9 protein-coding genes and 2 tRNA genes are annotated in these 12,231 nt (G+C 59.3%); 4 read left to right on the top strand and 7 right to left on the bottom strand.

From position 1 onward, the window contains the following. Positions 1–207: 207 nt before the first annotated feature. The 4 genes from IB245_RS05665 (at position 208) to IB245_RS05650 (ending at position 3,405) form a co-directional block, all read left to right on the top strand. Positions 208–294: transfer RNA gene (locus IB245_RS05665), tRNA-Leu, on the top strand. Positions 295–460: 166 nt separating this feature from the next. Next, a tRNA-Leu gene (locus tag IB245_RS05660) sits at positions 461–547 on the top strand. Between the two features lie 282 nt (positions 548–829). Then, complete coding sequence (locus IB245_RS05655) at positions 830–1,840, top strand: iron ABC transporter substrate-binding protein (RefSeq protein ID WP_192226928.1); 1,011 nt, start codon at positions 830–832, stop codon at positions 1,838–1,840. Then, on the top strand, positions 1,840–3,405 hold the full coding sequence (locus IB245_RS05650; protein ID WP_192226927.1) for an ABC transporter permease: 1,566 nt from the start codon (positions 1,840–1,842) through the stop codon (positions 3,403–3,405). The genes IB245_RS05655 and IB245_RS05650 overlap by 1 nt, the downstream gene beginning before the upstream one ends. Positions 3,406–3,501: 96 nt before the next feature. Here IB245_RS05650 and IB245_RS05645 read toward each other — a convergent pair whose 3' ends face one another. The 7 genes from IB245_RS05645 to hfq all read right to left on the bottom strand — a co-directional run bounded on the left by IB245_RS05645 (position 3,502) and on the right by hfq (position 12,148). Then, positions 3,502–5,436, bottom strand: coding sequence for a methyl-accepting chemotaxis protein (locus tag IB245_RS05645; RefSeq protein WP_192226926.1), 1,935 nt, complete (start codon positions 5,434–5,436; stop codon positions 3,502–3,504). Between the two features lie 150 nt (positions 5,437–5,586). After that, a complete protein-coding gene (locus tag IB245_RS05640; protein ID WP_008035326.1) occupies positions 5,587–6,876 on the bottom strand; it encodes an adenylosuccinate synthase in 1,290 nt (429 codons plus the stop codon). 55 nt (positions 6,877–6,931) lie between these two features. Next, positions 6,932–8,119: an ATP phosphoribosyltransferase regulatory subunit gene (locus tag IB245_RS05635; RefSeq protein WP_008035324.1), complete on the bottom strand. Its 1,188-nt coding sequence runs from the start codon at positions 8,117–8,119 to the stop codon at positions 6,932–6,934. A 316-nt stretch (positions 8,120–8,435) separates the two neighbouring features. Next, on the bottom strand, positions 8,436–9,305 hold the full coding sequence (hflC, locus tag IB245_RS05630) for a protease modulator HflC (protein WP_008035323.1): 870 nt from the start codon (positions 9,303–9,305) through the stop codon (positions 8,436–8,438). Next, complete coding sequence (gene hflK, locus IB245_RS05625) at positions 9,305–10,477, bottom strand: FtsH protease activity modulator HflK (protein ID WP_008035322.1); 1,173 nt, start codon at positions 10,475–10,477, stop codon at positions 9,305–9,307. Before hflK ends, hflC begins: the two co-directional genes overlap by 1 nt. A gap of 96 nt (positions 10,478–10,573) precedes the next feature. After that, entirely contained in the window at positions 10,574–11,875 is a 1,302-nt protein-coding gene (gene hflX / locus IB245_RS05620; protein ID WP_008035321.1) for a ribosome rescue GTPase HflX, read from the bottom strand. Between the two features lie 12 nt (positions 11,876–11,887). Then, positions 11,888–12,148: an RNA chaperone Hfq gene (hfq, locus tag IB245_RS05615; protein ID WP_007902656.1), complete on the bottom strand. Its 261-nt coding sequence runs from the start codon at positions 12,146–12,148 to the stop codon at positions 11,888–11,890. Positions 12,149–12,231 lie beyond the last annotated feature (83 nt).

Raw genomic sequence — 12,231 nt, 5'->3', positions numbered from 1 at the left:
GTCTATATGCGGGTTAGTTTGGCATAGGCGTAATGAAACGGGAAATTTCAGGCTACGAGAGCCCATCTAAAGCCCTTTATCGACAGCGCAAAGCTGATTTAAATGCCGCTGGTAAAATTTTCCAGGTTTTTTTGACGCTGGGGGTTTACAGTTAAAAAGACGCTCCGTATAGTGCGCGCCATCGACGACGGAGACGTTGCCGATACTGCCCAGATGGTGAAATTGGTAGACACGCCAGCTTCAGGTGCTGGTGACCGCAAGGTCGTGGAAGTTCGAGTCTTCTTCTGGGCACCAATTCAGAGCTTGAGATTAGATCAATTTCAAGGCTCGCACAAAAACCCGCGAAAGCGGGTTTTTTGCATTCTGCGGTTCTGATTTATTAAAACCAAATCAGGGGTTTACAGATCAAACTGCTCTCCGTATAGTGCGCCACATCAACAGCGGCAACGCTGAAGATTATGCCCAGATGGTGAAATTGGTAGACACGCCAGCTTCAGGTGCTGGTGACCTTACGGTCGTGGAAGTTCGAGTCTTCTTCTGGGCACCAATTCAAATTTCAGAGCTTGCTCTGGAATTTCACAAAAACCCGCGAAAGCGGGTTTTTGCGTTTCTGGCATTCGAAAAACCACACCCCCCTGTAGGAGCGAGCCTGCTCGCGATGAACTCACAGGCGCCGCGTTTGGCCAGACAGCAAGCGTCATCGTTCACGTCCATCGCGAGCAGGCTCGCTCCTACAGGAGTCAGGCACCCTCCGCAAGGCGCACTTGAGAAACAATATCGTTTATCATTGTTTCAAGTTTTTGCAATGCGACAGTGAGGAACCCTGCGAATGATGTTTCGAAATACCCTGCGCCGCGGCCTGACCATCACCCTGCTCGGCCTGGCACTCGCTACCCCCCTCACCCAGGCTGCTGATCCAGTTTCCCTGACACTCTATAACGGTCAACACAAGGAAGTCGGCGACGCCGTCGCCAAAGCTTTCGAAGCCAAGACCGGCATCCACGTCAACGTGCGCAAAGGCAGCAGCAACCAGCTTGCCAGCCAGATCGTCGAAGAAGGCGATCGCTCCCCGGCCGATGTGATCTACACCGAAGAATCGCCACCGCTGAACAAACTCGGCGAGCAAGGCCTGCTGGCGCAAACCGATGCCGCCACCCTCGCCGTTCTGCCGAAAGACTACGTCGCCGGCAATGGCACCTGGATCGGCATCACCGCGCGAGTCCGCGTGGTTGCGTTCAACCCCAAACTGATCGATGAAAAAGACCTGCCCAAATCGGTGATGGAATTCTCCGACCCGAAATGGCAAGGCAAGGTTGGCTTCGTGCCCACCAGCGGCGCGTTCCAGGAACAGGCCGTGGCAATCATCAAAGTGCACGGCATGGATGCAGCCGAAGAATGGCTGACCGGCTTGCGCGCATTCGGCAAGACCTACAGCAACAACATGGTCGCCTTGAAAGCCGTGGAGAACGGCGAAGTCGCGACCGTGCTGGTGAACAACTACTACTGGTTCGCCCTGCAACGCGAAAAAGGCCAGCTCGACTCGAAACTGCATTACTTCACCGGCGGCGACGTCGGCGGACTGATCACTGTTTCCAGCGCTGCCGTGCTGAAGTCCAGCAAACACCCAAAAGAAGCCCAGCAATTCCTCGCCTACATGGCCAGCGAAGAAGGTCAGCGCGTGATCACCCAGACCACCGCCGAATACCCGCTGCACAAAGGCATGGAATCGGACCGCGGCCTCAAGCCGTTCAGCGAGCTTGAAGCACCGAAAGTCACGCCAGCCGACCTCGGCAACGCCGAAGAAGCCCTGGACCTGGAACGCGACGTTGGCTTGAACTGATGAGCGCACCGCTCTCTGCCCCAGCCATGCGCGGAAGCTACGTGCCACGGCGCAAGCGGCCGTCGATCTGGCTGCTGCTGCCGGTTTTGCTGTTGGTACTGCTCAGCGTGTTGCCGCTGGTGTATGTCGGGCTCAAGACCTGGCAGGCCGGTTGGGCCCAAGCACTGCATTTGCTGTGGCGGCCCTACGTGTTTGGCTTGCTGCGCAACACCCTGGAGCTGATGGTCGGTGTAACGGTCGCCTGTGGCGTGATCGGTTTGTCGCTGGCCTGGCTACTGGAACGCAGCAATCTGCCAGGCCGACGATTGTGGGGCGTGATCCTGTGCCTGCCGTTTGCGGTGCCGGCGTTTGTCAGCAGCTTTACCTGGGTCTCGCTGAGCGCGCACTTCGAGGGTTTGGGCGGGGCGATTCTGGTGATGACCCTGTCCAAGTACCCGCTGATTTTTCTGCCGGTGGCGGCGACCCTGCGCAATCTCGACCCCTCGCTTGAGGAGTCCGCGCGCACGCTCGGGCAGAATCGCTGGGGCGTGTTTTTCAGGATCACCCTGCCTCTGCTGTGGCCGTCGCTGCTCGCCGGTTCACTGCTGATCGCATTGCACATGCTCGTTGAGTTCGGCGCGCTGTCGATTATTGGCTTGCAGACGTTCACCACGGCGATCTATCAGCAATTCGAACTGGAATTCAGCAATGCCAATGCGGCAATGCTTTCCGCCGTGCTGCTCGCGCTATGCCTGATGCTCTTATGGCTTGAGCTGCGAGCCCGTGGCAAGGGTCGGCACGTGCGCACCGGCCAGGGCGCGGCGCGGCAGGCGGAACAGGTGCAGCTGGGACCTTGGGGGGCTGTTGGGCAGATTTACTGTCTGGCACTGGCGATCATCGGCAGCGGCATTCCACTGGGGATGCTGGTGTACTGGCTGGCGGTAGGCTCGTCGGCAGCGTTTCCGGTGGCGGCGATCAGCGAGGCGCTGCTGTCGTCCCTTGCGCTTTCGCTGGGTGGCGCCGCGCTGTGCCTGGTATTGGCGGTGCCGGTGGGACTGCTGGTGGTGCGCTACAAAGGCCAACTGGCCATCTGGGCCGAGCGCTTGCCGTACCTGTTGCATGCGCTGCCAGGCCTGGTGATTGCGCTGACGTTGGTGTATTTCGCCCTGCACTATGTGCCGGCGCTGTACCAGACATCGGCGTTACTGCTGATCGCTTATGCGCTGCTGTTTCTACCATTGGCGCAGGCACCGATTCGCACGGCACTGAACAAGGCCGCTCCACAGCTGGAAGAGGCGGCTCGCACGCTGGGCGCCTCGTCATTCAGCGCGTTTTGTCGGGTGACGCTGCCGATCATCTTCCCGGCGCTGGGCGCGGCGTTTGCGCTGGTGTTTCTGGATGCGATGAAGGAACTGACGGCGACCCTGCTACTGAGTCCGACCGGGCTCAATACGCTGGCGACAGAGGTTTGGGCGCATACCGCGAATGTGGAATTTGCGGCGGCGGCGCCTTATGCGGCGCTGTTGATATTGGTGTCGGGGTTGCCCGTGTACCTGTTAACAACCCGGATGTATTTGAGCCGTTGAAAAGCTTCGCGGGCAAGCCTCGCTCCTACAAGGATTGTGCAACCCCAGTAGGAGCGAGGCTTGCCCGCGAAGGCGTCAGACCCGCCAATACAAATCTTAAGCCCGGAACTGCCCCAGGCTCGCCTTGAGCTGCGCCGCGAGGCCATCCAGCACTTTGCCGCTAGCCGTGGTTTCCACCACCGCCTGAGCCGCCTTCTCAGCCTGTGCATGAATGGTTTCAACCCGACCCCGCACCGCTTGCGCACCTTGCGCCTGATGAGCCGCTGCTTGCGTCGCCAGACCAATCGCCGCATGCACCTGCTCGACCGACACCTGCACCGATTGCTGCAACTGCGCACTGTCACGCAACACCAGCAAACCCTCGCTGGCCTGGCGCCCGGCCTGGCCGATCACTTCCACCGCCTCACGCGCACCTTGCTGCAACGCCACGATGTGCGCCTGAATGTCGCCCGTCGAACTCTGAGTCTTGCTCGCCAGTGCCCGCACTTCGTCCGCCACTACGGCAAAGCCGCGACCGGTCTCACCGGCACGCGCCGCTTCGATGGCAGCGTTCAGTGCCAGCAGGTTGGTTTGCTCGGCGATCCCGTGAATCACGGTCAGCACCACTTCAATCTGCTCACTTTGCTGCGCCAGTCGCTCGATGACTTTCGCGCCGGTATCGACTTGCCCGGCCAACGCTTCGATCAGGCTGCCGACCTTCGCCGAGGTCCGGGTGTTTTCATCGGTGGCCGAACGGATATCCACCACTTGCTTCAAGGCTGCCTGCATGGCGTGGCTTTCAGATTGGGCCTCATCAGCCATTTGCGACAAGGCGCGCAAACTTTCGGCCACTTCGTCACGCTGCATGCCCGCCGCCGCATCGGCACCGGCGTTACGCAGGGTCATGGCGCCGATTTCCACGCCGGTACGCTGGGCCACATCGCCCGCTTCGCGCACGATCGGCTGCAACTTATCCACAAAGCGATTGACCGCCGAGGCCATGTCGCCGATTTCGTCCTTGCTGTTGATCTGCACGCGCTTGGTCAGGTCACCCTCACCCGCCGCCAGGTCGTCCATCGCGGCAATCAGCAGCTTCAAGCGATTGACTACACGCCGACCCAAAACCACCGCCAGCAACAGCAGCACACCGCAACCGACCAGTGCCAGGCCCATACCGATGCGCCAGCGCAAGGTCGCCGCGGCTTCCTGCACGGTGCTGGTGGTGTTGGCCTTCATTTCCGAGGCGGTGGACTGAGCAGACGTCAGACGCGCCCGCATCGCCGTGGCGCTATCAGCCGCCGCACCTTTGAGACTGTCGCCGACCAGTTGATCACTACTGGAGATCAGTGCCGAGAAACGCTTGTCCAACGCCACCAGATCGGTTTCCACCGAGGCAGTGGAGACGCCCATCAAGACTTTGCCGATTTCCACGCCATTAGGGTTGATCGAGGCTTCGACGTAGTAGACCGATGGATCGTTTTTCGCCGCATCCAGCACTTTATCCAGCGCACGCTCGCCCTGGCCTTTCTCCAGAAGGGCCTTGTTGATCGGGTTTTCGCGGTTGAGGTAGCGCGTCAGGTGCTGCCCCGTTGCGTCGTCATAGATCACGAACAACACGTTGGGATTGCGCTGGGCCCGGCGGGCGAATTCGGACAGGGTGGGAACGTCGCTGTCCCACATGGCGCGAGGCGCGACGGAGGCGAGAAGCTGCGCCATATCATTGGCGGAGTCCTTCAGGTCCTTTTCCAGGGTCGCACGCAGCTGCACCTGCTCGTCCTTCAGCCGCGAGGACAAACCGGCCGTGAGGCGCTGACGCGTGCTGGTGGAGAGGTTGTCGAGGCTCGACGTGACTTCGCGCCCCGCCTGCTCCAGCTCGCCGGAAAGTTTTTGACTGTCGGCACCCAAGCGCACACCCAAATCAGCTTCCAGCGCAGTCACTGTGCTCCGCGTCAGAGCAACAGCCACCAGCACCTGCACCAAAAGGGCGATACCAAGGGTAACGAACACAGGCCGCAATAGACGGCTTTGTAACAATGAGAGAACCGCCGACACTTGATATCCCTCTGCATTGACGCCATTAAATTGATAGCACGCCAGAAGACGCGCTCTTAATGAAGATCACAGCAAAGGTCATGCCGTCCAACAGGCATAAACGACAAAGGGCCCGATTAAGGGCCCTTTGTTTTTTACATCAACGACTTATTAAGCGAACGGGTGACGCAGAACGATGGTTTCGTTGCGGTCCGGACCCGTCGAAATAATGTCGATCGGTGCACCGATCAGCTCTTCGACGCGTTTGATGTAGGCGCGTGCGTTAGCTGGCAGCTCTTCCAGGGCTTTGGCACCCACGGTCGACTCGGTCCAGCCCGGCACTTCTTCGTACACAGGCTGCAGACCCACGTAGCTATCAGCGTCAGTCGGGGCAACAGCGTTACCTTCGGCATCTTTGTAGCCGACGCAGATGTTGATGGTTTCCAGACCGTCGAGTACGTCCAGCTTGGTCAGGCAGATGCCCGAGATGCTGTTCACATCGATAGCGCGACGCAGGATAACAGCGTCAAACCAGCCACAACGACGGGCACGGCCGGTAGTCGCGCCGAACTCGTGACCTTGTTTGGCCAGGTGCGCACCGACTTCGTCGAACAGTTCAGTCGGGAACGGACCCGAACCTACACGCGTGGTGTAAGCCTTGGTGATGCCCAGGATGTAGTCCAGGAACATCGGGCCAACACCCGAACCGGTAGCAACGCCGCCAGCGGTGGTGTTAGAGCTGGTCACGTACGGGTAGGTACCGTGGTCGATGTCCAGCAACGAACCTTGGGCGCCTTCAAACATGATGTCTTTGCCGGCGCGACGCAGGTCGTGCAGCTCGGCCGTCACGTCCAGCATCAGCGGCTTGAGCAGCTCAGCGTATTCCTTGCATTCAGCCAGGGTCTTTTCGAACTCGATGGCCGGCTCTTTGTAGTAACCCACCAGCATGAAGTTGTGGTAATCCACCAGTTCACGCAGCTTGTCTTCAAAGCGCGGCATGTTGAGCAGGTCGCCGACACGCAGGCCACGACGCGCAACCTTGTCTTCGTAGGCCGGGCCGATGCCGCGACCGGTCGTACCGATCTTCAGCTCGCCACGGGCCTTTTCACGGGCCTGGTCCAGCGCAACGTGGAAGGACAGGATCAGCGGGCAGGACGGGCTGATACGCAGACGCTCACGCACCGGTACGCCTTTCTCTTCCAGCTTGATGATTTCCCGCAGCAGAGCGTCGGGTGCAACCACCACGCCGTTACCGATCAGGCACTGCACGCCTTCGCGCAGCACGCCCGACGGGATCAGGTGCAAGACGGTTTTTTCGCCATCGATCACCAGGGTGTGACCAGCGTTGTGGCCACCCTGGTAGCGCACTACGGCGGCAGCATGTTCGGTCAGCAGATCAACGATCTTGCCTTTGCCCTCATCACCCCATTGGGTGCCCAGGACTACGACATTCTTACCCATAACACTTGTCCTCATTCGCGCAAACTTGGTGCCGGCCAAGGGCCGGCAGGAAAACTCAAGAAGCCAGTGGCGATACTTGCCAAAGCCCGTTCTGCTGAATCAATTGCCGGTCGCAGTCCGCTTCACGGGCGGCGGCCAAAGGTTGCCCAGGCAATGCCTGAACGACACGCTGACCCTCACTGCGCAACTGGCAAACCTGCTGCCAGAGTGCTGCATCCGTACTGTCAGGCATCCAGATACCGCCAGACGGTAGCTCGATTTCAGCACGCCCCAGGGTCACCAGGGTTTTCAAATCGGTAGAGAAACCGGTTGCCGGACGAGCGCGACCGAAGTCAGCGCCGATGTCATCGTAACGACCGCCCTGAGCGATGGACTGACCAACGCCCGGCACGAACACCGCGAACACCACACCGGTGTGGTAGTGGTAGCCGCGCAACTCGCCCAGATCGAAGTACAGCGGCAGTTCCGGGAAACGCACGGACAAACGCTCGGCAATCGCCAGCAAATCGTCCAGAGCCGCCAAAACCGGCGCCGGCGCATTCGCCAGACGCTCGCGAGCAGCGCTCAACACTTCACGGCCGCCACACAGATCGACCAACGCACGCAGCATGCCCGACAGATCGGCAGGCAAGCCTTCGGTCAAGGTAATGACCTCGTCGATGGCCTTGCGTTGCAACGCATCGAACAACTGTTGTTCAACTTCACCGGACAAACCGGCCGCGCGGGCCAGGCCACGGTAGATGCCGACATGACCGAGGTCCATGTGCACTTCCGGCACGTCGGCCAGTTGCAGCATGGCCAGCATCAGGCTGATGACTTCCACGTCGCTGCTCGGGCTGGCATCGCCGTACAACTCGGCGCCCAGTTGAATCGGGCTGCGCGAGGACGACAAGGCGCGTGGCTGAGCGTGCAGTACGCTGCCGGCATAGCACAGACGGCTCGGACCTTCGCGACGCAGGGTATGCGCATCGATGCGCGCCACTTGCGGCGTGATGTCGGCACGGAAACCCATCTGCCGGCCCGATTGCGGGTCGATGACCTTGAAGGTACGCAGATCGAGGTCCTGGCCCGCGCCGGTCAGCAAGGATTCCAGGTACTCGATATGGGGAGTCACGACAAACTCGTAACCCCAGCTCTGGAACAGATCCAACACCTGACGACGCGCGACTTCAATGCGCGCCGCTTCCGGTGGCAGTACTTCTTCGATGCCATCTGGCAGCAGCCAGCGGTCTACCGTTGCCATTACGCCATTCCCCTATGGTCCGGGCGGCAAGCCTATGGGCGAGCCTTGAGTGAAGCAGAAAATGATCGGCTTTGTTTACAAGCCACCCATAAACAACGCGGCGAAAAGCCTGAAAATAAGCTTCGCCAATCACTTTCCTCGAAAAACCTGTCGAGTCATTCAACTCGGGCGCCTGCATAAACAACAGCAATCAAACGTGCAGACGCAAAAAAGCCGGGAATTTCCCGGCTGCCGCATCATACACACGTTTTCCCAAAGGATCACCCCGCCCGAGGCTTTAGCCGCCAGGCGGGGGATGATTCAGGTCAACGTCGTATCAAGGCTTGGCTTTTTCCAGGTAACGGAAGAAGTCGCTGCTTGGGTCCAGGACCATGACGTCGGATTTGTTCGCGAAGCTTTCACGGTAGGCACGCAGGCTACGGTAGAAACCGTAGAACTCCTGATCCTGGCCGTAGGCCTTGGAGTAGATCGCAGCGGCCTGGGCATCACCATCACCGCGAACCTCTTCGGACTCACGATAGGCTTCAGCCAGCAGCACGCGGCGTTGACGATCGGCGTCGGCACGAATGCCTTCTGCCAGCTCGTTACCCTTGGCGCGGTGCTCGCGAGCTTCACGCTCACGCTCGGAGCTCATACGCTCGAACACACTGCGGTTTACTTCTTTCGGCAGATCGATGGCCTTGACCCGAACATCAACCACTTCGATGCCCAGCTCTTTTTCCGCCATCTTGTTCAGCGAAGCGGTGATATCGGTCATCAGCGCATCGCGCTCACCCGACACCACTTCGTGCAGCGTGCGCTTACCAAACTGGTCACGCAGGCCCGATTCCAGACGACGGGAAAGACGCTCGTCAGCAATCTGCTTGAGGCCGGAAGTCGCGGTGTAGTAACGCTCAGCGTCCTTCACGCGCCACTTGGCGTAGGCATCGACCATGACTGCTTTCTTTTCCAGCGTCAGGAAGCGTTGTGTCGGCGCATCCAGCGTCATCAGGCGCGAGTCGAACTTGCGCACCTGGTTAACGTAAGGCACTTTCACATGCAGGCCCGGCTGAACATCGGTCTGAACCACGCGACCGAACTGCAGCAACACCGCACGCTCGGTCTGAGCCACGATGTAGAAGCAGTTCCAGGCTGCGATCGCCACGACGACGCCGACAATAAGGGCGATCAGCGATTTATTGCTCATCAGCGACTCTCCCTGGTACGTGCAGGCTGTTGCTGCAGATCAGCTGCCGCACGTGCATTCGCTTCATTGCTGGTGGCTGCCGCACCGGTCACCGAAGTGCTGGTGTTGCGACCACTTTCGACCATCTTGTCCAGCGGCAAGTACAGCAGATTGCTCTGGCCATTCTTGTTGCCGGTCACGAGAACCTTGCTGGTGCTGCTGAAGACTTCCTGCATGGTGTCCAGGTACAGACGCTGGCGGGTGACTTCAGGTGCCTTGCGGTACTCGGCGACCAGTTTGGTGAAGCGATCGGCCTCACCCTTGGCGCGCGAGACAGTTTCGTCACGGTAGCCGTTGGCATCTTCGATGATGCGCTGGGCCTGACCACGGGCTTCCGGCACGACGCCGTTGGCATAGGTTTCAGCCTGGTTGCGCGAACGCTGCTCGTCTTCACGGGCGCGGATCACGTCATCGAAGGCTTCCTGCACTTCACGCGGTGCCGCTGCGCTCTGTACGTTGACCTGGGTGACGGTGATGCCGGTGCGATAGGTATCCATGAAGCGTTGCAGACGCTCCTTGATCTCGCTGGCCATCAATTCACGACCTTCGGTCAGCACCTGGTCCATCGCGGTGGAACCCACCACATGGCGCAAGGCACTTTCTGTCGCGTGCTGCAGGCTGATTTCCGGCTGATCGACGCTCAGCACGAAGTCCTGCAGGTTGCTGATCTTGTACTGCACGGTCAGCGGTACTTCGACGATATTTTCGTCTTCAGTCAGCATTTGCCCCTGCTTGGTGTACGCACGCTCACGCGTGACGTTTTCCAGGTACTTGCGATCGATCGGCGGGAAATAGATGTTCAGACCCGGGCCGACGGTTTCGTAGTACTTGCCGAAGCGCAGCACCACGGCTTGCTCCTGCTCGTCGACTACATAGACCGCGCTGTACAGCCAAACGGCCGCCAACACGACCAGGCCGATGCCGAGCAGGCCGCCAAAGCCGCCACTCTTGCCCGGACCACCGCCGTCATCACCGCGTTTCTTACCACCACCGAACAACCCATTCAGGCTTTCCTGCAGCTTTCGGAAGGCCTCGTCGAGATCCGGTGGTCCCTTGCGGTCGCCGTTATTGCGACGCTTGCCACCCCAAGGATCCTGATTATTCGAGTTGCCACCCGGCTCATTCCAAGCCATAGCGCTCTCCATCTGATAAAGCAAAGACGCACCCACGGCGCGCCGACCAATGCTACAGAATGCCTGTCACCGCGGCACAACCGCTTTCTCAGGCTTTTATTGCAAAGTGTGTTGTTCGATGAACTCTGTCGGCACAACGCCTTCACGGCTGACCAGCCGATTGAGCTCCGAGCGTGGCAATCGAACGGCCAGCAAGCTGACACCTTCTTCGTCGTGTTCTTCTTTCTGCACCGCTCCGAGTTCGAAGAACTGCGCACGCAGTCGAGCGAATCGTTGCGGCAAGCGCAAGGTACCGATAAACATCTCACTGCCCAGCAACTCGGCAATGGCTTGTTCGAGCAATTCCAGACCACTGCCATCACGCGCCGACAACCAGACCCGTTGAGGCTTGCCGCTTTCGTCGCGCTGGATCTGTGGCTCAACGCCTTCAAGCAAATCGAGTTTGTTATAGACCTCGAGGATCGGCAAGTCCTGGGCACCAATCTCGCCCAGCACCACCATCACCTGCTCGATCTGCAACATGCGATCCGGTTCGGCCGCATCGATCACGTGCAACAGCAGGTCGGAGTTGCTCGACTCTTCGAGCGTAGACCGAAATGCCTCGACCAGCTTGTGGGGCAAGTGACGAATGAAACCCACGGTGTCGGCCAGGACAATCGGCCCCAGGTCGGCCAGTTCCAGACGGCGCAAGGTCGGGTCCAGCGTGGCAAACAACTGGTCAGCCGCGTACACGTCGGATTTCGTCACGTTATTGAAGAGCGTGGATTTGCCGGCGTTGGTATACCCCACCAAAGACACGGTAGGGATATCCGCACGCGTACGGCCACGTCGCGACTGTTCGCGCTGGCTGCGCACTTTTTCCAGGCGGCCCTTGATCTGTCGCAGACGAACCCGCAGCAAGCGACGGTCGGTCTCCAGCTGGGTTTCACCCGGGCCACGCATGCCGATACCGCCACCTTGACGCTCAAGGTGAGTCCAGCCACGAACCAGCCGGGTGCTCATGTGGTCAAGCTGGGCCAGTTCTACCTGGAGCTTGCCTTCATGGGTACGGGCGCGCTGGGCGAAAATATCGAGAATCAGACCGGTGCGGTCGATCACGCGACACTCGAAAACACGTTCGAGGTTACGTTCCTGACTGGGCGTAAGCGTGTGATTGAAGATCACCAGATCGGCTTCTTCGGCATGGACCAGGTCGCGCAGTTCCTCGACCTTGCCGCTACCGATCAGGAATTTGGCGGTTGGCCGATGACGCGGCACGTTAAAAAACGCAACGGTCTCGGCGCCGGCCGAATTAGCCAATTCCTGAAACTCCTGCGGATCTTCGCGCGCCTCAGGGTCCTGTCCATCCAAGTGAACGAGGATCACTCGCTCACCACCACCGTGGCGCTCAAAGAACAAAGGAGACTCCTATCAGGCGTTACCTGGCTCAGCGTCGCCTGCTTCGGATTCGGTTGCGCTAGGCAGACGAATTGGACGAACCGGCACCACTGTAGAGATAGCGTGTTTGTAAACCATCTGGCTGACGGTGTTCTTCAGCAGGATAACGAACTGGTCGAAAGACTCGATCGTGCCTTGCAGTTTGATCCCGTTGACCAGGTAGATGGACACCCCAACTTTCTCTTTACGTAAAGTATTCAAGTAAGGGTCTTGTAGCGAATGCCCTTTTGACATGTGCCGCACTCCTTTAAGGATTCAATATAAAAAATAGGTAAACAGATGGCTTGTGGCCGTCACACCCCCAAGGATAGACGGCA

The sequence above is a fragment of the Pseudomonas sp. PDM02 genome (assembly GCF_014852285.1).
GTDB lineage: Bacteria > Pseudomonadota > Gammaproteobacteria > Pseudomonadales > Pseudomonadaceae > Aquipseudomonas > Aquipseudomonas migulae.
Note: the sequence above shows the minus strand (reverse complement) of the source record. Positions and strands in the feature narration are given on the sequence as shown.